16 protein-coding genes are annotated in these 22,196 nt (G+C 69.3%); 4 read left to right on the top strand and 12 right to left on the bottom strand.

From position 1 onward, the window contains the following. Positions 1 to 582: 582 nt before the first annotated feature. From AQI95_RS40755 to AQI95_RS40730, 6 genes are all read right to left on the bottom strand, one after another. Positions 583 to 1,974, bottom strand: coding sequence for an amidase (locus AQI95_RS40755; protein ID WP_067136056.1), 1,392 nt, complete (start codon positions 1,972 to 1,974; stop codon positions 583 to 585). Then, on the bottom strand, positions 1,937 to 2,170 hold the full coding sequence (locus AQI95_RS45780; RefSeq protein ID WP_079071892.1) for a hypothetical protein: 234 nt from the start codon (positions 2,168 to 2,170) through the stop codon (positions 1,937 to 1,939). The genes AQI95_RS40755 and AQI95_RS45780 overlap by 38 nt, the downstream gene beginning before the upstream one ends. Positions 2,171 to 2,518: 348 nt before the next feature. Further along, positions 2,519 to 3,679 carry a glycoside hydrolase family 16 protein gene (locus tag AQI95_RS40745; protein WP_079071887.1) on the bottom strand — a complete coding sequence of 387 codons (1,161 nt, stop codon included), beginning with the start codon at positions 3,677 to 3,679 and terminating at the stop codon, positions 2,519 to 2,521. 908 nt (positions 3,680 to 4,587) lie between these two features. Next, a complete protein-coding gene (locus AQI95_RS40735; RefSeq protein ID WP_067136118.1) occupies positions 4,588 to 5,364 on the bottom strand; it encodes an aminoglycoside phosphotransferase family protein in 777 nt (258 codons plus the stop codon). A 105-nt stretch (positions 5,365 to 5,469) separates the two neighbouring features. Continuing rightward, positions 5,470 to 6,519, bottom strand: coding sequence for an NAD(P)/FAD-dependent oxidoreductase (locus AQI95_RS45770; RefSeq protein WP_079071886.1), 1,050 nt, complete (start codon positions 6,517 to 6,519; stop codon positions 5,470 to 5,472). Between the two features lie 208 nt (positions 6,520 to 6,727). Then, complete coding sequence (locus AQI95_RS40730) at positions 6,728 to 7,288, bottom strand: cysteine hydrolase family protein (RefSeq protein ID WP_067136049.1); 561 nt, start codon at positions 7,286 to 7,288, stop codon at positions 6,728 to 6,730. Between the two features lie 403 nt (positions 7,289 to 7,691). Here AQI95_RS40730 and AQI95_RS48530 point away from each other — a divergent pair, with 403 nt between their 5' ends. The 3 genes from AQI95_RS48530 (at position 7,692) to pyrF (ending at position 9,322) form a co-directional block, all read left to right on the top strand. Then, positions 7,692 to 7,940, top strand: a complete 249-nt coding sequence (locus AQI95_RS48530; protein WP_067136047.1) for a plasmid mobilization protein — start codon at positions 7,692 to 7,694, stop codon at positions 7,938 to 7,940. Beyond that, on the top strand, positions 7,937 to 8,314 hold the full coding sequence (locus AQI95_RS40720; RefSeq protein WP_067136045.1) for a fic family toxin-antitoxin system, toxin component: 378 nt from the start codon (positions 7,937 to 7,939) through the stop codon (positions 8,312 to 8,314). Before AQI95_RS48530 ends, AQI95_RS40720 begins: the two co-directional genes overlap by 4 nt. Before the next feature lie 312 nt (positions 8,315 to 8,626). After that, positions 8,627 to 9,322 (top strand): orotidine-5'-phosphate decarboxylase, encoded by a 696-nt coding sequence (pyrF, locus tag AQI95_RS40715; protein WP_079071884.1) that lies wholly within the window; start codon positions 8,627 to 8,629, stop codon positions 9,320 to 9,322. Between the two features lie 444 nt (positions 9,323 to 9,766). Here pyrF and AQI95_RS40710 read toward each other — a convergent pair whose 3' ends face one another. Next, entirely contained in the window at positions 9,767 to 10,819 is a 1,053-nt protein-coding gene (locus tag AQI95_RS40710) for an aldo/keto reductase (protein ID WP_067136043.1), read from the bottom strand. Positions 10,820 to 11,240: 421 nt separating this feature from the next. Beyond that, complete coding sequence (locus tag AQI95_RS40705; RefSeq protein WP_067136041.1) at positions 11,241 to 15,020, bottom strand: nSTAND1 domain-containing NTPase; 3,780 nt, start codon at positions 15,018 to 15,020, stop codon at positions 11,241 to 11,243. Positions 15,021 to 15,288: 268 nt separating this feature from the next. Between AQI95_RS40705 and AQI95_RS40700 the strand changes: the two genes are divergently transcribed. Beyond that, positions 15,289 to 15,726 carry a hypothetical protein gene (locus AQI95_RS40700; protein ID WP_067136038.1) on the top strand — a complete coding sequence of 146 codons (438 nt, stop codon included), beginning with the start codon at positions 15,289 to 15,291 and terminating at the stop codon, positions 15,724 to 15,726. A gap of 668 nt (positions 15,727 to 16,394) precedes the next feature. On the opposite strand, the gene AQI95_RS40695 is transcribed toward AQI95_RS40700, so the two are convergent. From AQI95_RS40695 to AQI95_RS40680, 4 genes are all read right to left on the bottom strand, one after another. Further along, a complete protein-coding gene (locus AQI95_RS40695) occupies positions 16,395 to 17,183 on the bottom strand; it encodes an SDR family NAD(P)-dependent oxidoreductase (protein ID WP_067136036.1) in 789 nt (262 codons plus the stop codon). Next, entirely contained in the window at positions 17,180 to 18,634 is a 1,455-nt protein-coding gene (locus AQI95_RS40690) for an AprD4 family radical SAM diol-dehydratase (protein ID WP_067136034.1), read from the bottom strand. The genes AQI95_RS40695 and AQI95_RS40690 overlap by 4 nt, the downstream gene beginning before the upstream one ends. A gap of 161 nt (positions 18,635 to 18,795) precedes the next feature. Further along, entirely contained in the window at positions 18,796 to 20,877 is a 2,082-nt protein-coding gene (locus AQI95_RS40685; RefSeq protein WP_067136031.1) for a trehalose-6-phosphate synthase, read from the bottom strand. 186 nt (positions 20,878 to 21,063) lie between these two features. Next, positions 21,064 to 21,978, bottom strand: coding sequence for a hypothetical protein (locus AQI95_RS40680; RefSeq protein ID WP_244189040.1), 915 nt, complete (start codon positions 21,976 to 21,978; stop codon positions 21,064 to 21,066). Positions 21,979 to 22,196: the final 218 nt, after the last annotated feature.

Here is a 22,196-nt window from a genome sequence, read left to right as displayed (position 1 = left end):
CATCCTGAAGGACGGGAGTCGACCTCCCGAAGGACTCCCGGAGTCGACCACTCAGGGATGAAGATGCCGCGTTCGGCGTAGAAGGGGGTGAAGACGCCGATGGGGAGTTCGGCGGTCCGGGTGGCGGGTGTGCGCCCAGAGGGGTTACGGAAGCTGATGACCATCTCAAAGCGCGTCCTGTCCCGGACGGCACTCAGGAGGTGGGGGCCGCGGGCGACCTTCGCGGTCAGCTCCGGCGCCCCGGAGCCGGAACGGGGCGCCATGCACAACTCCGTTTCCTCCGGTGGGACGGAGCTTCACCGTCGCAGCAGCGCCCGCAACGCGGAGCAGAGTTCGCTCGAGCTGACACCGCAAGGGCTACATCTCGGTGGGGGTTGGCGTAAGCACCCCCCGCCACTTCAACACCACACGGCGCAGCTCTGGCGTTCGCAAAACCGTTACAGGCGTCGTGATCACGGGTTCACGGGGACCACGAACACCCCGTTGGGCCGCGGAAGAGGATCTGCGAGAGAAGACGGAACCCGACAGCCGGCCACGCCCCCAGAGCTGCCAGTCTCCAAGATCCCCGACAGCGTCACCTGCTCAGGCCACCGGCGCGAGTTCACGGGCCGGCTGGGTCTGCTCATAGGCGTGACCGACCCGCAGCAGAGTGCTTTCCCCGAGAGGGCGGCCGAGCAATTGCATGCCTACCGGCAAGCCCGCCGCGTCGAAGCCGACCGGGACGGACAAGGACGGCAGGCCGGTGATGTTGGCCGGGGCCGAGAGGCGTACGTATGCGTCGGAGGCGCTCTCGACCGTGCCGTCGGGCCAGGTGATCACCTCCTCGCCGGCTGCCACCGCGGTGGCCGGGACCGTGGGGGCGGCGATGACGTCGACCTCGTCCAGCAGGCCGGCCCAGGCCTGCCGCATGAGGGTGCGGGAGCGTTGGGCGTGCAAGTAGTCCCCGGCGGGCATGAGTTGACCGGCCTCGAGAAGGATGCGGACGTCCGCCTGGTACAGCTCGGGAACCGTGCGCAGGGTCTGCTCGTGGTAGGCGGTGGCCTCCGGCACCATCAGGCCCCACTGGGTGGCCTTGATGTAGCGCGTCATCGGAATCTCCACGTCGACGAGCTGCGCGCCGAGGGCCTGAAGTTGGTCGATGGCGTGCCGCACGGCGGCTTCCACCTCTGCATCGACGTGGTCGAAGTAGTAGTTGCGCGGCACGCCGACGCGCAGCCCGGCCAGGTCCGCACCCGCATCCGGCCGGTAGTCCGCCGGGGGCACGACCAGCGAGGCGGGATCGCGGGGGTCGTGGCCGGCGAGGACGGACAGGACCAGGGCCGCGTCCTCCACGGTCCGGGTGATCGGGCCGACGTGGTCCAGCGACCAGGACAGTGACGTGATGCCCGGGCGGGGGACGAGGCCGTAGGTCGGCTTGAGCCCGACGACCCCGTTGAGCGCGGCGGGCACCCGGATGGATCCGCCGGTGTCGGTGCCCAGGCTGAAGGTCGCGGCGCCGGCGGCGACGGCGACGGCGGACCCACCGCTGGAGCCGCCCGCGATCCGGTCGGGGTTCCAGGCGTTGTTGGTCTGCGGGGTGGTCAGACCGTAGGCGAACTCATGGGTGTGGGTCTTGCCCAACAGGACCGCACCGGCTGCCGACAGGCGCGCGGCGACGGTGCTGTCGGCCTCTGCGCGGTGGCCCGTGCGAACCCTGGAGCTGGCTGACGTCGCCGCACCGGCGACGTTGATCAAGTCCTTCAGTCCCATGGGGATGCCGTGCAGCGGACTCCGGAGGCGGCCGCCCGCGACCTCGTCCGCGGCCTCGCGGGCTTCCCGGCGGGCCTGCTCGGCCGTGACGGCGACGTAGGCCTGAAGGTGCGGTTCCACCTTCTCGATGCGGTCGAGGACGGAGTCCACCAGCTCGACGGGGGACAGCTGCCGTGCGCGGATCGCGTCAGCGGCGGCGGTCAGAGGCAGTTCGAACGGCTGCATGGTGCTTCTCCTCTCCCGCGCGGTATGCGAGGGCGGGCGGGGTGTCCCCGAAGTCGAGTTCCCGCAGGACGGCGACGACGGAATGGATGTGGTTGGCGGTGGCCGCGACCGCGTCGTGGCGGTCGGCCGGCAGCGGGAGTCCGGCACGGGCGGCCCAGCGGGCCGCCTCCGGCGGAGTGAGTTCGTCGGCGGACACAGTTCTGTCTCCTGATCAGCTGGAGCGGCACAAGCCCTCAAGCAACAAAAGCTAAGAGTTTGCGTTAGGTGAACTGTAGGACCCGTGGCGACTTAAAGCAAATTCATTGCCTTTAGAGCGGGGGGCACACTCCTTATGCCCCGTGCCCCGTGCCCCGTGTGCGCGAAGGAGAGAAGAGACCATGAAGGCCCCGCGATCCACCGCCTCGATGGGGTCGCGCTGCTGCCCACGAACGTGACCTGCGACTACGTGACCTTGCAAGAGGTCCGGGAGCCGGCAGACCCGCCCAGCACCGCCCCGATGACGCCCTGGGCCGTTCTCACGCCGACCGTCTGCCGTTCAGCCGGATCAGCGGTACACCTTCACGTACTGCGCCTGCATGGTGATCGGCGTCGAGCCGGCGGGTGCGGGGTGGTACGCGCCGGCACTGACCGACAGGTTGAGGATCAGGTAGGCCGAGAAGCTGCTGCCCACGCCGTGGCTGTCGGAGTACACCTTCCGCCCGTTGACGTACCAGTCCACCGAGTCGGCGCCGTAGTGGGTGCCGATGGTGACCCACTGGCCGGGTGCGACCGTGCCGGTTCCGGTGTAGTAGTCGGCGCCGGAGGTGACATGGTTGGTCAGCTCCAGCAGGTTCGGGTTGTCCGGGTGGTACTCGAAGGAGTCGATCTCACCGTTGCCGTTCTTCCAGGTCCACAGGGCCGGCCAGGCGCCGGGGTCCGACGGCAGCTTGACCCGGGTCTCGGCGTAGTCGCCGGTACGTACCTGAAAGCCCTCGCTGGAGCCCTCAGTGGTGAGCAGACCGGTGGTCCACGCCTGCTTGCCGTTCTCCAGGGTGTGCGAGGAGGGCTGGGCGGTGAAGGTCGCGACACCGTTCGAGGCCGTGACGTCGCTCTGGTCCAGCCAGTCGAGTTTGTTGTCGTCCGGGTTGTGGTTGCCGTAGCGATAGGACGAGGTCTTGTCGCCGGCCCACTTCGTGCCCCAGTCGATGCCGTGGGAGAAGTCGTCCGACCAGACCGCGGACTGGCCGGAGACCGGCGAGCCGCCGCCATCGGACGCCGACGCCCCCGAGGTGGCGAGGGGCTTCGCACCCGTCGCGGTCGAACCTGCCCTGACGGTCAGCTGGTGCGACGGCAGGTTGTGCCAGGCCCCGCCGGAGTCCTGCCAGAACCCGAAGACGGTGTACGTGCCTGCCGGCAGCGTCCGCGGGGCACTCGTAAAATGTGTGCCATTAGGGCATATTAGGACGTTTGATGCATTACCCGGAAAGTCCAAGTTGTCGCCGGCCGCGTCCCGGACGCCGACACCGAGTGTCTTGGCGGTGAGGCAACTGGGCGCGTGCACGGTCAGCCGGGCCGAGGCGGCGACGCCCGCGGTCATCGTGGTCGGGGTCACCCGGTCCTGGCTGACGGGGGTGGCAGCGCCGGCCAGGTCGGCGAACGGCAGGAGCAGCAGCGCGGCGGCTGCGCCGGCCAGGCCCAGACGGGCGGGAGAGGCGAAAAGGCGCATGGTGTGGCTTCCTCAACGGCGCCTGCGAGGTGAGGGTTCGGTACGGAGCTCTGTCGCGTCCCCGCAGGACTCGGCGTTACGGCAGCAGGTCCACCCGAGGCGGACCCCCGCAGGCTAGGCAGATCGGCCGTGCACGGACAACGAGATCTGACTCACAGCGATGACAGGGGCTGCTGGCCGGCAGCCAAGGCCCTCCTCCGCAACCGGCTCTGACTCCTCCCGTACCGGCCCGACGCCCTCGACGGCTTCATGGCCGGCACCGGCCCGACTCCCGGTGATCCAACATCACCTTGGACGGCCGGAGGCCAACGTGTGCGCGAGGGTCGATGAGGAGAGGGGTCGCCACGGTGACGGACGACAGCTTGGGGTGGATCGGCGAGCACTGGTACAGCGGTGCGATCGCCAAGGACGGGATGCTCTCGGACATCAGCCTCACGGCGGTGCGGGGCGTGGACCCGGTGGACTTCGTGGTGCGCCTCGGCGCCGATCGCGGCATGGCCGAACGGCCGCCGCAGTTCAAGGACTTCGACAGGCTGAGCGTGAACCTGGGTGGGTGTGCTACGTCGACGCAGCCGGCGAAGTGGCTGTTCGCGGCGGTGGGCGAGCATCTCGAGCTGTCGGGGAAGGCCCTCGGTCGGGCGTGCTTGTGCGTGTCGAGGTTGTCCCGGACGAGCACAATCGGCGCGCGTGACTGTTGGCGGGCGGCGTCAGCAGGTCGCGGCAATCGGTCCGGGCGAAACTGCTTCCGCCGCCCCGCTTGTGGTCGACGTCCCGCAGGTCCGCGCTCGCGGCAGGCTCGTAGGCGGTGGGATGGCGGCGCAGCAGCTGCTGTCCGACCGGATCGTCGTCATCGGCGGGCAGCGGATCAGGGCTGATGTCATTCGTCGGCCGGGTCGCCCGGACGGGTGTCAGCGCTCGAACAGCGGGCGGTTCGCCCGGCTCCAGGCGACCCTGGCGTCGAGTTCCTGGAGCAGGCCATCGGCGACCCAGGTCGCCTGGGGTTCGTGGCCTTCCCCGGCCAGTCGGCGGACGAGTTCGATGTTCTCCTGCTGCCTGGCAATGACGGCATCGACCATGCCGGTTGCCGAGGAGAGCCCATACGCGGCGCAGAACAGCTCCAACCTCCTACGACGGTCAGGCGGTGCCGGGAAGCGCAGCCACCGAAGGCACTCGGCATCGTCGCGGAACGGCGACACGTACTCGAGTGCGTAGGACACATCGTGCAGCCGAGCAGCCGGGCGGGCGAAGTCCCAGTCGATGATCCCCACGGGCCGGTGTCCCTGCCACACAACGTTCCAGGGACCGAAGTCTCCGTGGCAGATCACCTCGCCATCGATGGGTCCGCCACCTGGGGCGACCGCCCAGGCCGCCCCCGCGGGCGGTGAGAAGTCAGTCGTCGCGTCGTGATAGTCCCGCAGCAGCTGGGCAAAGGCGGACAGCCCCCGGTCATCCACGACCTTGGCCCAGCCCGCCGGCCCCGACTCTCCTTCAACGAAGCTCAGGACCTCGCGGCCTTGCTCGTCGAAGCCCAACACCCGGGGCGCATAGGGGAAACCCACCGCTTCCAGATGCTGCAGGAGCGAATGGACCGTCGCCGTCCAGGGCTGGACCGGCCTTCGGACGGTGTCGCCGATCCGCACGATGCGTCGATGGGGGTGCTCTTGCACAACGTCTTCGCTCGCCACCGGCGTGACGCTACATACAGCGCAGTCGGCGCGGCACGTGAAATTGCCGAGGGCCACTCGGAGGCATTTCCAGCTGTCTTGAGGGCGGCTCGTGCGGCAGCTCTGTCAGGGAAGGCTGCGCGGACGACAGCGTCGTAGCTCGGGGGCTGGTCTGCCGGTCACGAGTTCGTCGGCAATGAGTCGTCCGATGGTGGGCGCCAGGGTGATGGCCGAGTGCATGACGGCGACGTAGACGGATCGATCTCGTGACACGTATCCAATGACCGGTCCCTGAGCGGGAATCGGTCGGCTGCCGATGCGACAGCCCAGCACGCGACAACGGTCGCTTCCGTGGAAGGCGGTCTGCAAACGGCGGAGCGCGTCTTGCCCGGCTTGCTGAAGTGATGTAGCTGACGTGCTTCCGACCCGCGGGAGAGTCAGTAAGAGGTCGCCGTCACGGACCTCTCGGACTTCGAAACCCGGGCTGGCTACGATGGTCTTGACCAGGCCGGATGGTGCCGTGAGCCGCACTAGGCAGGCTGGAGACGCGGCAACGGGCAGATGAGCCGGCAACGGCTCGCACATCTTGGGGATGCCGGTTCCAGCGGCGAGCACAACCATTACGGCCGCGTGGAAACCGGTGGAAGACCGTACGCCCTCGACGCGTTCTCCTGTCATTTCAAGAGAAGTCACGACCGAGTTGTGGATCACTGTTGCTCCGTGGGCACGAGCAGCATCCACGAGTGCGTCGGTCGTCGCTGTCGGATCGACGCCTCCATCGCCTGGAGCATGGATGGCCTGCTCGGGAGGGTTTCGCAGGTTGGGCTCCAGCGCCGCGATGTCACTTCCTCCGACCCAGAACCGGCCGGGTCCCAACGGAGAGTCGCGCTTGGCCTGGGCGTCGGCCCACGTCAGCGAGCCTGTCCAGCGGACGGAGACGTCAGGCAGCTCGGTCTCCAATCGCCGGTAGTCCGCAAGTACGGATCCGCGCAGGTCCTGCGCTCCGCCGGGCCAGTCCCCTCCACAGCCACCGATCCAGGCGAAAGAGTCGCCCGTCGCTCCCGTAGCCGGTGACGGCCCCTGGTCGAGCAGGGTCACAGGGACGCCCTGGCGTGCCAGGTGGTAGCCCACAGAGGCGCCGACGATGCCCGCCCCGACGACAACAACGGCTGACATCAGCGCCTCTTCGCCAGGCCAATGATCCCTCAGACTACAGAATTTGGGTCCGGCTCTTCCTGCTCAGCGGGCCTCGGCTCGTTCAGTCTGGGCCTTGGTAGGTGCGAGCCGACAGGATTCGGTACCGGTCTGGATGATCGCGCCCTGGAAGGTCAGGCCGTCGACGACGGTCGCGCAAGGGCGAGGGTCGGGATGGCATCGCCTCCCGCTATTGCGGTGCGATGGCTTTGAGCCAGTCCTCGACGGCGACGACATCTGCCCACTGTGGGAACAGCCTTTCGGTGAGCATCGTGTGGACCTCGGGGTCGGTGTCGAGGCAGCCGTCGGCCAGGACGGTGAGTCCGAAGTCCAGATCGATGGCGTGCCACAAGGTGGACAGCACTACGGCGCTGGTGGCGATGCCGGTGAGAACAAGGCTGTCGATATTGCGAGCCCTGAGCACCAGGTCGAGGTCGCTGCCCGAGAACGCGCTTCCCCGCCTCTTGGTGACCACGACGTCGCCCTGCTGGGGCGCGACCTCGTGATGGATCTCGGTGCCAGGGTCGCCCTCGGTGAACAGGCCGGCCCGCACGGCATGTGCCATCACCCTGTTGCGGGGGCTCACTGGATCGCCCGGCCGCAACCCGATCACCACGTAGATCACGGGGATGCCGGCAGCCCGGGCACCGTCGATCGCCCTGCGCAAGCGCGACAGATAGCCGGAACCGTCGTCGGCGATGGCCACGATGTCCCGTTGGACGTCCATCACCAGAAGTGCGCTGTTCGCCATGCCTACCGTCCCTGCTCCGTCGGGAAACAAGATCAAGTCTGGCGGATCAACCGAGCTGCGGCGGAAGTTCGGACGTCGTCATCAGCGTCGCGCCGCAGTGCGCCGCCGATGACCGGCGGCAGTCCGAGTGGCGGACCTGCGGGTCTGGCCGACTGCGGATGTGTTGGCCATCTTCTGTTTCCACGGTGACGATGAAGTCGACTTCGACGTTGACCTGCGGGAGTTGCGGGGGCAGGAGCGACTTGATGTCTTCTGCGGCTTCCTTCGGGAGATCGGGCGGCGGTTGGGCAAGCCTGTGCTGATGGGTTCAGGCCGGACGGCTGTCGGTTGTTCATGGAGCGTGAAGAGGCGGGGATTGGCGCAACCGGGTGTAGCGGCCCGTACATACGGCTACGGTTGTCTCATGGCGAAGAAGCAGATCAACGTCCGCGTGGACGACGACGTGTACGCCACGATCGAGGAACGCGCCAAGGCGGCCGGCATGGACGTGCCCGACTACGCCCGCCAGGTCCTCGCCGACGAGGGCAACGACCTGCGGCACCGGTTCCTCGGTGCCGCCGCGCACTTCGCGCAGGAGTGGGGACCCCACTTCGCCGAGCGGTTCGGACACCCCGCGCCCGCCAAGGGCCAGGCGGACGGGCGGGCTGCGTGATCCTCGCTGTCGATCGAGCGTGGCTGCTGGACGTCGCCCACCGGTACGTGCCCGGTGACCCGGACGTGGTCGACTTCGGCAGTCTCCAGGCCGCGGTGGCCCGGCACACCGACAAGGTGATGGACAGGTACGTGTACCCGAAGCCGCATCATCGGGCGGCCGCGCTCATGCACCAGCTCATCCGCGTCCCGGCGCTGGAGTACGCCAACGAGTTGTTCGGCGCCATCTGCGCCGCCTCGTACCTGACGGTGTCCGGCGCCGTGGTGACGGTCGACTACAAGGACGCAGGGGACCTCGCCGAGCGGATCGCTCGCGAACAGCTGGACGTACGACTGGTCGCCGAGGAGATCAAGAGCTGGGTGTCGCAGGGCTGAGGGGCCGTGTCCGACGGAGACGTTCAGTGGAGTGATGCCCGCAGCTGATCCCCCTCTTTCGGCAGATCCACCGCGCCGGAGGCCTTCACCGTGATCGAGTCATCGACAAGACAGCGGAGCCCTGGGGGGCCGCTGGCATGGTTCACCGCCGACCCTCACGCCCGGTCCGCACCACGCCGTGAGACGCCCCGTTCAGCCGATGATCTCGTAAGGCCGGAATGGGGCAGCGGATCCGGTGACGACCCACCGGGCAGTGCCTGGTGCCGTGACCGGAAACGATCAGCGGTTCGCTGTGGCGGGCACAATGCCATCGTGGATCCGAACAACGAGATCATCGTCGCCCTGGACTACGGCAACGGACCGACCGCTGAAGACCTCGTCGACCGGCTGGGCGACGAGTGCCGCTTCTACAAGGTCGGCCTTGAGCTTCTCACCGCGGCCGGCCCCGATTTCGTCAGGCATCTTGTCTCGCGGGGCAAGGAGGTCTTCCTGGACCTCAAGCTCTTCGAGATCCCCAACTCGGTCGCTGGGGCAGTCCGCGCCGCAGGGGCTTTGGGCGTTTCCATGGTGACCGTGCACAGCATGGGCGGTACGGGCATCATGGCTGCTGCTGTCGATGCCGCCCGCGACTTCCCCGACCTGCGAATCCTTGCCTTGACCGTGGTCACCAGCATGACCGACGAGGATCTTGCCGACATCGGCGTCAGCGACTCGACCGAGGAGCAGGTACTCCGGTTGGCCCGCCTGGCGGGCAAGGCCGGCTGCCACGGCGTGATCGCCTCGCCCCAGGACGTCTCGGCCTTGCGCGGCACACTGGGCAGCAATGCTCTCATCGTCACTTGCGGAGTCGCACTGCCTGGTGGAACCCCGTTCGACCATGCCCGCCCCGGGACACCTCGGGCTGCCCTCGCCGCAGGTGCCTCACATGTCGTCGTAGGGCGAACAGTCACACGTGCCCAGGATCCGGCCGCCGCACTCCGTCTCGTCCACGCCGGCCTGGTTGTGTAGTCGACGCATCTTCCGAGGGTTCAGGCCGGGTTGGCGAGTGGCCGACCCCGCCAGCGGCCCGGGACAGCACCCACAGAATCAGGCACCGGCGGCCGACCACCTCAAGAGGCTGGTCGAGGCCGGGTGTCCGAACGCACCGGAGGGATGGTTCGGCTCGTACGGCTGGCGCACGCGTGTGGTGGACCTTCGAGAGCGCGCGGCGCGCCACGGACGGCGGATGCCCCGGAGCCGCTGCGTCCACGACGCCGCCCAGGCGATGAAGGACTGTTGGCTGGGGTGATGAGACGAGGTTCCTGGTCGTTGCGGCGGTGTTCTCTACGCACCGCGCATTGTCCGAGGAGCCTCGCTCGGTCCCGTACCGTGCCACGGCCCTGGACCTGGGGCAGACCCGCGCCACCCGCCTACGCCCCCCCGCTGCCTGTGCATCCTTTGAGGAATCCGGCACTAGCGAACGTCGGTGACCGTGCGGCGGTAGGCGGAGCGCCGGTCATCGATCTTGGGCCAGTACTCGCCGTAGATGTTGGTGAGCACGGACGGCTCCCGTACGAAGTCGTGAGGGAAGCCGAGCGATACGGCGCTGACCTTGTCGAGACGGGCGACCGCGTCGGCGTCGAGTCGGACATCGAGGCAGCCGAGGTTGTCGGCGAGCTGACTCTCCTTGGTGGCCGCGACGATCGGAACGACGTTGCCGGGGCGGCCGAGCAGCCAGGCCAGAGCCACCTGGGCCGCGCTCCAGCCGCCCTGCTCGGCGATCTCCAGGACTGCGGTGATGACGTCTTCCTCCTGCGCATTCGGCTTGTCGCCCCAGGCATCAAGGCGGCCCGCCTCACCCCGGCGGTACTTGCCGGTGAGCTTCCCGGCCGCCAGCGGCGCCCACGCGAGGACGGCCAGGTCGAACGCCCGAGCCTGCGGCAGCAGGTCGCGTTCGGGTGTGCGCTCCAGCAGGTTGTAGCGCAGCTGCGATCCCGCGAACGCGGTCCAACCACGCAGCTCTGCAAGGGTGTTGGCCTGCGCGATCTCCCAGGCGGGCCAGTCGGACACGCCTACGTACAACACCTTTCCGGTACGTACGAGATCGTCGAGGGCGCGCATCACCTCGTCGACCGGGGTGAAGTTGTCACGGGCGTGCACCCACAGGATGTCGAGCCGGTCGGTGCGCAGCCGCTCCAGGCTGGCCTCGACGGACTGCACGAGGTTCTTGCGGTGGTTGCCCGCCGCGTTGACGTCACCTCCGGGGAACCCGCAGGTGTACTTGCTGGCCAGTACGAACTCCTCGCGGCGCCCTTCGAGGAGTTCGCCGAGGATGCGCTCCGAACTGCCGTGGGTGTAGATGTTCGCCGTGTCGATGAAGTTGCCGCCGGCGTCCGCGTAGGCATCGAGGATCCGGGCGCTGGTCTCCTTGTCGGCGCCCCAGCCCATGTCATCGCCGATGGTCATGGCTCCGAGGCTCAGCTCGCTGACGCGCAGCCCGGTCCTGCCGAACAGTGTGTAACGCACGGTGGTTTCCTCCTCGAACAAGTCGTAGCCATGACGGTAGGTGCTGGAGCGCGCACGAAGGCAAGGGCGCTGTGGGGGTGGGGAGTTGGCGGCGTTGATACCAGAGGGGGCTCGCCCGGGGAGAGACATCGACCGGGTTTCACCGCCTTTGCCTGCGGTGGTTGCGGAGGCAGCCCTGCGGCGATGACTTTCCGAGTCCCACAAGGCCCGCTCGACCGGCCCGCGCTTCGGGATCGGGGTGAATGCCCTGGTCTCGGGGCGCATGGAACGAATTCGAGGGCAGTGCCACCGACTCGGCCGCCAGGTTCGGCAGCCCATCTCCAACTCCGGGCGCACACGCGTACGAACCCCTCACGCGGCCCGAGCACCCGCCGGCCCGTCCCACGTGGTGCCGTCCCGCTCCGTGCCGGGCAAGCGGCTGTCAGGTAGCCGGGCAGGGTGGGTTGAAGCCGACTGTCGGGAAGTACTGTGCCCATTCGGCTCTGGTGATCCGGGGGTACGCGCTGTCGCAGACGCGGGTGACGACCGCGTTCAGACCGGTGTCCCACAGCCGGATCGTGAAGTCGTTGCCACCGGTGGCCAGGGTGTGGCTGTCCGGGCTGAACGCCACGGCGGGTACCGGGTTCGAGTGGCCGGTCAGGGCGGCAGGATCGGTCGGATCGCGCACATCCCACAGCAGGGCCTTACCGTCCGCCGCGCCGGCGGCCAGCCGGTGGCCGTCCGCGGAAAAGGCCAGCGCGTACAGCCAGGAGCCGGACGCCGGTAGGTGCGTCACCTTCGCCGGGCGGCCCATGTCGGTGACGTCGATCAGCCAGACCGCCTTGTCCGTTCGGTGGACGGCGGCCAGGATCCGGTTGTCGGGGCTGAACACGCCGTCGGTCAGTGGGTCGGACCGGAACGGGGACGGCAGTTCGCGGGGGCTGCGCGGATCGCTGATGTCCCAGAACCGCAGCGATCCGGACTCGCCGGTGCTCGTCACCAGCGTGCGGCCGTCCGGCCGGAACGAGGCCATCGTGACGTCCGGCCCGCCCTCGGCGATCCGGCTCATCGGCTGGGGCTTGCCGGGATCGGTCAGGTCCCATAATCCGGCCCCGTGTTGCGCCCACACGGCCAGGAGGTGGCCGCCCGGGCCGAAGCAGGCGCCCGCGACTTCGCCGGCGTCGGGGGTGAGGACCGACGTGAGCCGCGGTCTTCGTGGATCGGTCACGTCCCAGACGCGGACGGTGGTGTCCTCGCTGGCGGTGACGAGGGTGCGCCCGTCCGGGCTGAACGCCACGGACCGGACGAACTTGGTGTGCCCGTGCAGGACCGCCAGCGGCCACAGAGCCCTGCCGCCGGTGACCTGCCACAGCCGTGCGGTGCCGTCCCAGCTGGCGCTGGCCAGCACGTGGCCGCCCGGGGCGAACGCCAGGGACGTGACCACGTCGTCGTGGGTCCCGAGCACCAGGTCCCCCAGGTCCAACAGCCGGTCGGAGTCGGCGAACACGCGGCCGTCGGGGCTGAACGCGGCCTGGTAGGCCCCACCGGCAAGTACGCTGACGCGCTTCGGGTTTGCCGGTTCGGTGACATCCCAGAACAGAGTGGACCCGCCGACCGAGACGAGCGTCCGGCCGTCCGGACTGAACGCCACCGACCAGACGATCGCCGGATGGCCGAGCAGGACGGCCGGCCGCCGCGCTCGCGGGCTGCCGCTGATGTCCCAGACCCGTGCGGTGTGATCCCAACTACCGGTCGCCACGGTTCGGCCGTCAGGGCTGAACGCCGCCGAGGTCACTGTGTCGGTGTGTCCGCGCAGCACATCGAGCAGGCGCGGCTTCGCGGGGTCGGTGACGTCCCACAGCCTGGCGGTGGTGTCCCCGGTGGTCGCCAGTGTGCGGCCGTCGGGGGCGAACGCCACCGAAGTGACCGTGTCGGTGTGGCCCGGCAGGGTGGCCAGCAGCCGCGGATGCCGCGGATCGTTCACGTTCCACAGCCGCGCCGCGCCGTCGGCGTGGCCGGAGGCGACGATGTCGCCGCCCGGCCGGAACGCCACCCACGTCGGCGCGGCCCGCTGATCCGGCAGGGTGCTCAGCTCGATGGGCGCGCGCCGGTTCGCCACGTCCCACAGTCGGACAGATCGTTCGCCCGCCGTTGCCAGGACACGGCCGCCGTGCCCGAACGCCACCGACATCAGCCGCTCCGGCTGATTCAGCACGGCCAGCTGCAGCGGGTGGTGGGTGTTGCCGACGTCCCACAGCCGGACCGTGCGGTCCCAGCTCGCGGTGGCCAGGACCGGGCTCGCCGGGGCGAAGGAGATCGAGACCACATCCGAGGTATGGCCGGTGAGCCGGCTCGTGTACGGCGTCGCGAACGCGCTCATCAGCTGATCGCGGACGTCGCCGGTGGGTGCCAGCCGGTATGCGGCGAGGCTCAGCTGCGCGGCGAGCGAGGGGTTGCGCTGCTGTAACCCAACCGCCTCGGCGGCGGCCTTACGCGCAATGGCCACGTTGCGCTGCCGGATGGCCGAGCTGCGTGAACCGACGGCCAGCACGCACGCGGTGGCCGCGATGACCACCAGCACCGTGAGAAGCGTGACCAGCTGTCGCAGGCGGACCGCCCGTCTCCTGACCGCCGCCATCTCGCCGGCCTCGGCGTCACGGCTCGCGTCAAGGAAGCTCCGTTCCCTGGACGTCAGCCGGCTGCCGTCGGTCGCAGCCAGGTCCAGCGCCGCGGCCAGACGGGCACCCCGGTACACGGAGTGCGGGTCGCGGTCCTGCGCCTCCCAGCCGGCGGTCGCCTCGGTGAGCTGCCGGTGCAGGAGCAGCCGGTCCCGGTCCTCGGTGAGCCAGCCGCGCAGCCTCGGCCAGCACCGGATGATCGCCTCGTGAGTGATCTCGATGCAGTCCTCGCCCAGCGTCACCAGCCGTTGCCGGGCAAGGGATTCGAGCACGAAGGCGGTGTCAGGGCCCGGGTCCAGCTCGTCCCTGGTCATCCGCCGCCTGGTGTCCTCGGTACCGTCGCCCAGCGCGGTCAGCCGGAGGAACAGCGATCTGGCGAGGTCCTGCTGCACCGGCGACAACGCCCCGTAGGCGGCTTCCGCGGTCTGCGCGAGCGCGTGCTGGATTCCACCGGCCCCCAGGTACCCGTCCAGGGTCAGGCGGCTTCCGCTACGCCGGCGCCAGGTCTCGACCATCGCGTGCGAGACCAGGGGCAACGCGCCTGGCTGACCGGTTGCGTCCGCGACCACGGCCGCCAGCAGCGGTCCGGCCACCGTGCAACCGGCGAGCACGGCCGGCCGCGTGACGGCGTCGCGCAACTCCTCGCTGCTCATCGGACCGACCGGGATCTGCGCGTCGCGCATCGCCTCGACCAGCCGGGGATCCTGGAAGCAGTGGCCGTAGAAATCGGCGCGCACGCCGAGTACCACTCGGGTCCGACTGCTCGCCGCGGTGGTGGCAGCGATCAACATGGCGATGAACGCGTCCTGTTCACCCTGATCCTGGCAGAGGGTGAACACCTCCTCGAACTGGTCGACCACGATCAGCGCGTCGGTGTCCGGCGTCCGGTCGATCGTGGCCTGCCGGATCCGCAGGTGCAGCGCCGCAGGATCGTCCAGCAATTCGGTCACCAGTGGGCCGGGGGCCTCTCCCGTCATCGCGGCGAGGCGGATCGCGCACTCCTCCACGGGGTGCGGACCCGGCGTGAACAGCAGTACCGGCCACGCCGATGCCCGCGCGCGGGCGACGAGTCCCGCCCGCAGCACCGAGGATTTGCCCGATCCGGACGGCCCGAAGACCGTCACGAACCGGCGGTCACGGACCTTCGCCAGCACCTCGCCGGTCAGCCGCTCGCGCCCGAAGAAGCGGTCGGCGTCTTCCGGCTGGAACGCCGACAGCCCGGCGTACGGTGCGCCCTGCGAGCTGTTCTCCCCGGGCTCGTCGCAACGTGCACTCGCGGCAATCTCGGCGGCGGCCTCGTGCCACCGGGCTTCCCATTCGTGGCAAACACCTTGGCACGCCTCGACATACGCCAGCGTGACACCAAGGCTCGGAAAGGTGCGCCCGCCCGCGGCCTCGGACAGTGTCGTGGACGAATAGTGTGCCCTTTTGGCCAGTTCCCGATAGGTCGGCCGTCCCGCCGCTTCACGCAGTTTCCGCAAGTCGGCCGCGAACCGCGTCAGCGGACCGGTGTCCGGGTCGAGCGGGCGTTCGGCACGTGGCATGGACGTCCTTTCCGCGGCTGCGATACCTGGCAATTGTCCAGTTGTTGATGTCCGGCGTCCACGTCTCGGCGCCGGACAACCCTCGGCGGCTAGACATGAGCCAGCGCAACCGCGCAATGGCCAGGGGGAGGGAAGCATGAGAGCTGCGAAAAGACTGAAGCTGCTTCCGGCGACCACCGCGCTCGCGGTCGGCGGTGGCTCCACGGGTTCACCGGCGGTCCCCACGGCACCGCTGCCCACGTCCGATCCGACCTCCTCTGGAGGGCTCATGTCCGCATCACGCCGCACGCCCAGGCTCCTCACCGCGACGGCCGTCGCGGTTCTCCTCTCCGCCGCCGGGGTCGCCGCCGCCGCCCCCGCGAGCGCGACGACCGTCACCGCATCCAGGACCGTCTCCGTGCGGTCCGCCGGGTTCTACGCCGGCGGGGTGTGGGACATCTACCAGAGCAACGCCTTCTTGACGGTCAACCTGACGCAGGACGGCAGCGGGAACCTCTACGGCTCCGCAGTCCAGGGCGACATGGTCGGCACCCTCCTGAACGGCGCCGTGGACGGCCAGAACATCTACTTCACCATCAGTTGGTCGAACGGGGCCGTGGGCCGCTACACCGGCGTTCGGGGCGCGGACAGGCGTCTGTCCGGGACCACGTTCGACCTCAACAATCCCTCCAGTCAGGCGACCTGGGCCACCTCGCGCACGTTCTGACCGAACGGTCGAAGACCCCCACGGTGTCGGGAAACGCACCGCGGGGGTCTTCGTCTTGAACCGTCAGGTCACCCGGCATACACAGGCCGTTCACCGCGACCATGACATCACCCCGCATCTTGGCCACGCTGCGAATCCGTGCCGCCGGGGCCCTTCGTCCGAGGGACTACGACTTGGTCCTCACCTTGTTCCTCGTCCTAGGGCCGATGGAGCCCCGCCTTGGGCACGGCGCGTGAAGCCGCTCCGGCGCGGGCTGATCCCCGCGTCCTCGGCCTCGCCCATCAACCGCCCGACCCGCTTGCGCCCCACGTGGGACGGCCACAGGTCGCTTCTGTCGGGCCGGCGGCCCAGCCACCTTCCACCCGATCGACGTCTGTGCCGGCCGGCAATCTCAAGAGCGGGACCCGGCCGGTGCCGGTGCCGTTCGGCGGTTCCTGACGGGCATGCGGGAGATCATGGTCGCGGACCAACCGGGGAAGACCCTCCCGGCCCTCGTGGCAGAGTGCCCCGCTGCCCTGCGACAGGGGCGGGGTGCCGCTACAGGTCGAGGACGGCGCGCAGCGCCTGGTCCACGCGGGCCATGGTCTCGGCGGGGACCGCGCCACGGCGGGGAGCACGTAAGCCCACACTCGCGGCGTGGACCCTCGTGTCCACACTCCGGGGACGCCTCACTGTGCTTGTGCGGCCAAGGCGGGCGGCAGAGCATGTACGGAGAAGACCTCGCCCGACGCGGCTTGGTGCAGATGCGCGAGGCTCGCGGTCCAGGCGATGAGGCGGGCTGCGGTGTGCAGGCAGTCGGGGGCGTCCGGTCCGCCCATGTCGGTCGGTATCCAGCCGGGCTCGACGGCGTTGACCACAATGTGTGCCGGCCGGAGCGCCAGCGACAGGTTGACTGTTGCGAGTTCCAGCGCGGCCTTCGAAGCGCGGTAGCAGGTGTACTGTCCGTTCGCGCGTTCCGTTCGGGCTTCTGCGCTGCTGACGTTGACGATGCTGGCGCCGCCGGCCGCACGCAACAGCGGGAGGAAGGCCAGCGTGGTCAGCACAGGGCCGCAGACGTTGGTGAGCAGGGTCGTCCGGCAGGCTTCGGGGGTGAGAGAGGTGAGGCGCGCGTCCTCGGGAAGGAAGACGCCCGCGTTGTTGATCAGGGCGTGAAGGGTGCCTCCCGTACGGTCGGCGATCCGCTCGGCGGCCGTCTGAAGGCCGGCCGGGTCGGTGACGTCCAGGGGGACGGGGACGGCTCGGCCACCGCGCGCGGCCACGGTGGCCACAAGCGGGTCCGTGGTCTGGGCCCTGCGGTGACCGGCGAGGACGACCCAGCCCTGTTCGGCGAGCAGTTCGGCGGCTGCGCGGCCCAGGCCGCGGTTGGCCCCGGTGATCAGGACGTACCGTGTGCGGTTCGGTCCAGAGCCGGGTTGGGCCCGGCCAGGTGCGTCGCCGTGCGCGGGGGCGCCGGTCATGCCGAGCGCCCGTGGGGTGCCGGCGTCGTGCCGGCCCAGTTTCGAACGCGGCTGCGGTAGGCGGCCAGGGCCTCGGCCGGGGCACAGCCACCATTGATCCGGTGCAGTTCCTCGGTCAGCGCGAGTGCTTCGGTCAGATCGTCCTCGGTCAGTTCGTCCGTGCGCATCACCACGTCGAAACTGGTGAACTGGTCCTGGTCGCCGCGGATCCAGCCGCGGTCCAGGGCCAGCGCGTGCAGAGCCGTCCCGGGGTACGGGGTGATCACTCCGACGTTGAATTCCTCGGACGCCAGTCCCAGTTCCAGGATGAATTCGAGTGTGTTGGCAATGGACTGCCGCGTCTCGCCGGGCAGACCGAAGAGCAGGAGGAAGAGCATGTTCAGGCCGGTCTGCCGCGCCGTACGGTGGAACGCTCTGACGGTGTCCAGGCCGAGTCGCTTTCGGACCGCGGTGTCGTGCATGCGCGTGTCCCCGCTCTCGACCCCCACCTCCACGCCCACACAGCCGGCGTCGACCATGACACGGATCAGTTCCTCGTCGAGCCGGTCGATCCGGGTCTCGCACCACCATCGGATGCCTGACCCGGCCTTTTTGACTGCTTCGCACAGGGCCACCGTGCGCCGCCGCTCGAAAGTGAAGACAGGGTCGCGGAAGACCACGGCCGTGATACCGAGTTGCGCGCACTGCTCGAACTCGGCAGCGATCCGTTCGACGGGGTACGCCCTGACCTTCTTGCCCTCGCCCAGGGGGTAAGGGCAGTAGAAGCCGCAAGGGTAGGGGCAGCCGAAGCTGGCGTTCATCGTGGTGATGCGTTCTCCGGGAAGTGCCGGGAACACGTATCGGCGGTGATCGACGAGATCTCGAGCCGGCAGCGGTTCGTCAGCCAGATCGCCGTAGACGTGCGGCAGGCGGCCGGGGTCGCGTGCGGTGCCCGCGGTGATCAGTCCGGGGATCGCAAGGGCACCGGTTGCTCGGGCTTCGACGAGGTGTCCCAGGCTCGGTATCGCCTCGGGCAGGATCACAGCTTCGCAGCCGCTGGTGGTCAGGATCTCCTGCCACTGGTCGTGTCCGCGGATGCTGCTGTAGGCGAAAGTCCGCAGTCCGGCCGCGGCGAACTCGGTCAGCCTGCGGACGTCCTCGCGCATGGCCGCCAGTGACACCTGGCAGATCACCATGTCCGCCTCGCCCCGTCCCCCTCGCGCATCCGCAAGCGGCGGGAGGGGGCCGTCCACCTCTTCGTCCACGATGCGCGGCACACATCCCGCAGCCCGCAGGACTCCGGCGATACGGAGCAGATCCAGGGGCGGCAGGACGTTGCGCTCACCGGGGTTGACGGTTCCGAGGCCGCCCGCGTACGTGCGCTGGAGCTTGGGCCCGAACGACGTCTTGGGACTGACGAGAAGGACTCTCTGGGCGGCTTCGCGGCCCGCCGCCTCTGTGTCATCCGCCAAGGCAATCTCCTTCTGCCGGACCGCTGTCGGATACAGGAGGTGCTTGCGTTCGTCAGCGTCAATCCCTACCTATCGGCGCAGGCACCGAAACGGCCGGGATCCGGCCACAGATCGCGGATTCGCCGGCTTCCCGTGCGTCTTCTCGACGACGCCGGCGTCGTTCAGGCGGAGGCAGGGCTCGCAAGGGGCGAGGCGGAGGGGGCGCGTCGGATGTCGGCGACGACCCCTGCGGCCCATTCGACCGGGGTGCGGCGATCGAGGAGGGCGGCGAGGCGTTCCAGGTGAGCGTGTTGTCGGGCAAGCGGGAGGGTGAGCGCCCGGTGCAGGGTGCGGGCCAGGTCGTCGCCGTCGTGGGGGTCGGTGAGCAGGGCCGCCGCGCCGAATTGGGCTGCGGCGCCCGTATGCCGTGACAGAACCAGGACCCCGGGCATGCCGACGGCATGGCGGGCGGCGACGTACTCCTTTGCGGTCAGGTTCATGCCGTCCGAGTGAGAGGTCACCCACAGGACATCGGCTTGCAGAAAGTGGTCGACCACCTCGGTGAACGGCACGGACCAGGGGCGGTAGTCGATGGGTCGCCACTCAGCAGTGCCCCACATGCTGTTGACCGCGGCGATGCGCTGTTCGAGGAGGCGGCGGGTGGTGTCGTAGGCGCGGATGCCGGGTTCGGGCGGGGGGCATACGAGCCGGAAGCGCAGTCGGCCCCGCAGGTGAGGGTGGCGGGAGAGAAGCCGGTGCAGGGCTTCGGCCTTCTCCACCGGCGCCTTGGCGTAGTCGAGTCGTTCGACCGACAGGACGAGAGGACCGGAAGGTGTGCGCCCGCCCCGGTGGGCCGCGGTACGGGCGCGGGCGAGGTCCTCGACCGCGGGGCGGTCGATGCCGAGCGGATGGACGCCGGTGCACGGGATGCGCGAGGAGCCGGCCATGGTACGGCGGAAGTTGGCGGCGAATGCGTCCGTGTGAAAGCCCGCCCAGTCGAGGGCCGACAACGATGCGCGGATCCGTGTGGCGGTGGGCAGCGTGGCAAAGACGTCCGGGGAGGGGAAAGGGGTGTGGTGGAACAGTCCGATCCGCAGGTCGGGACGGTCCCGGCGAAGCAGAGCGGGGGCGAGCCACAGGTTGTAGTCGTGGAGCCAGACCGTGGCGCCGTGCGCGGCGTGGGCCGCGACGTGGTGGGCGAAACGGGCGTTGACCTCCTCGTAGCGGCCCCAGGAGGACTCGTCGAAACGCATCAGATCGGGCCGGGACATCAGGACAGGCCATAAGACCTCCTTGCACGCCCGGTGGAAATAGGCGCCCCAGTCGGCAGGAGAGAGCGGCAGCAGGGCCAGTGGCAGTCCCGTCCCACGGCCGTCCAGCGGGACCGTTCGGCCGGTGGCGTCACCGGTGACCGCGGCGGCCGCCCACACGGCGTCAGCGGTGCCGGCGGCAACGCGGCGCAGGACGGGCAGAATGCCGTTGGGACTCACCGGGGGCAGCCAGCCGTCCGTGGTCCACTGGGCAGGAGGGCGGTGGTATCCGATCACCAGCCGGTTGACGCCGCTCACCCAGCCGAGGCGGCGCAAGGCTGCGAGGATGCCGCCCGCGCCCTCCTCATGGGTGTGCTGCACCCTGGCGCCGGAGGGTACTCGTTCACGCAAGGCCGGCTCGGCGTTGCCCACCACGACCGCGTGCGCGCCGATCCTGAGCAGGGACACGTCGTTGAGTGAGTCACCCGCGACTAGGAGGGACTCCATCGGCCAGCCCTGCTTGGCTGCCAGCAGCGCCAGCGCACTGCCCTTGCCCGCTCTCGGAGGCAGAACATCGAAGTACCGGCCGTCCGAGTACACCCAGGAACAGCCCAGCTCCTCCACCGCCGCACCCAGTTCGGCCGTCAGATGCTGCGGCTGGAGGTAGAAGGAGCACCGCCCTTCCTGAGGCACCCGCTGATAGGTGAGCGCCGTGAAGCCCCTGAGCGCGGCACGGACCCTTCCGGCTCCCGGCCACCCGCTGCGCAGACACTCCTGCAGAACGGCCTCAGGGGTGAGATCGTCGCCGTCGACGACACTGGCCCCGACATCGGCGATGATCCAGCGCGGGGTCGGCACGAACGGTTCCCGCAGCACCTCACGGACGGAGGGCACAGAACGGCCGGTGGCGAAGACGACCGTGATCTCCGGATGGCGGTCCAACGCCTCGCGGAGCTCCCGGCGTTGCCCGGCAGCACCGCCGAGCAGCGTGCCGTCCAGATCAGTGACCAGCACCCGTGACGAATCCGGGGTTCTTGAACGACTGTCCGGCCCGTCCCCCGGCCTGCCGCCCTCCTCGCCGCACCTGGCTGATCCAGACACCGCACCCCCCTGTCACCGCTGACCGACTGAGACAGCAAGCCTCTCCACCGGCAACCAGAAGTAATCGCCCGTTCACCTGTAGTGCGTGTCCGACCGGTCTCACCGACTCGGCATCAGATCGGTCAGCGGAAACGCCCTCACGTCCTCGAAGGGGCGCGACAGGTGCAGCGCGGTGTGGAAGTAGCCGTCGGTCTCCTTTCCGTACGGGTCCTCGCCGCCTGCGGTCACCGCTTGGACGGCGTATTGCTGTTCGACCGCGTCCGTGAAACGTCGTTGCAGGAAGGTGTGCGTGGTGGCCTTCTCGGTGACCAGGCCGTGTGCAGCCAGGCATGCCGCGATGGACGTGTACGAGGTGGTGCGCAGTACGAGGGCCGCAACCCACACTGGGGCGTGGACGCAGGCCAGGAGCCGCTGGAAGGTGCGGGGAGACAGGAAGGTCGTCCCTCCGGTGATCGTGATCAGCCGGGTGTGCTGCGCGGCGCGGCGCAAGGGCGGAGAAGGAGGCGCGGTTTCGAGATTTTCGGCGAACCCTTCGTCCAGCAGGCCGACCGCGCGTGCATAGGAGATGGCGTTCGCGGCCATGTCGAGTCCGAGCACCCGGGCCGCGTCAGGGCGTCGACGAGCCGCGTAGTAGCTGCGGTCCCACTCGATCAGCTCGGCTGTGGTGAGCTCGGTGGCCTGCGGCGACGTGTAGTGGGAGTAGAGGTCGTCCAGTGTCACCTCATGGTTGATGAGGGCGGCGTTGATGCCGTACGAGCAGCAGATGTCCAGCACTGTCACCGGTTCTGCCGGGCGGACTGTCTGCCCGCAGGCCGTGAGTGCCCGCCGGAAGATGTTCTGCCCGTGGTGGGGCGCCTGGTACTCCAGTGGGCCCAACGCCCGGAAGTAGGCCCGCGGATCCGGCTGATCGTAGATGTGGTCGAACGACGTCATGCCCTCTGGGGCACGGGTCCCCGACGTCCGCGCGTCGCCGGCGGCCGATGCTCCCATGCCCGTGTTCCGCGCACCGCTCATCCGGGTTCTCCTCACGCAGCCCAGGCGTACCGTCTTGCCAGAGTCAGCGATTCCAACGGGTTATGGGAACAAGGCGAGAAGAGAACCAGCCACGCGCGGCAGCAGGCGGCACCCGCGCCCAGCACGCCGCCGAACTCAGCCGCCGCTCGCGGAGCCGATCCCACCAGTGGGTTCAGCTTGTTCCTCAACGTCGGGCTTGATCATCAAAGGTGGGGTGG

Source organism: Streptomyces yokosukanensis (assembly GCF_001514035.1).
In the GTDB taxonomy this organism is placed as follows: Bacteria; Actinomycetota; Actinomycetes; order Streptomycetales; family Streptomycetaceae; genus Streptomyces; species Streptomyces yokosukanensis.
This window is presented reverse-complemented; position numbering and strand designations above follow the sequence as displayed.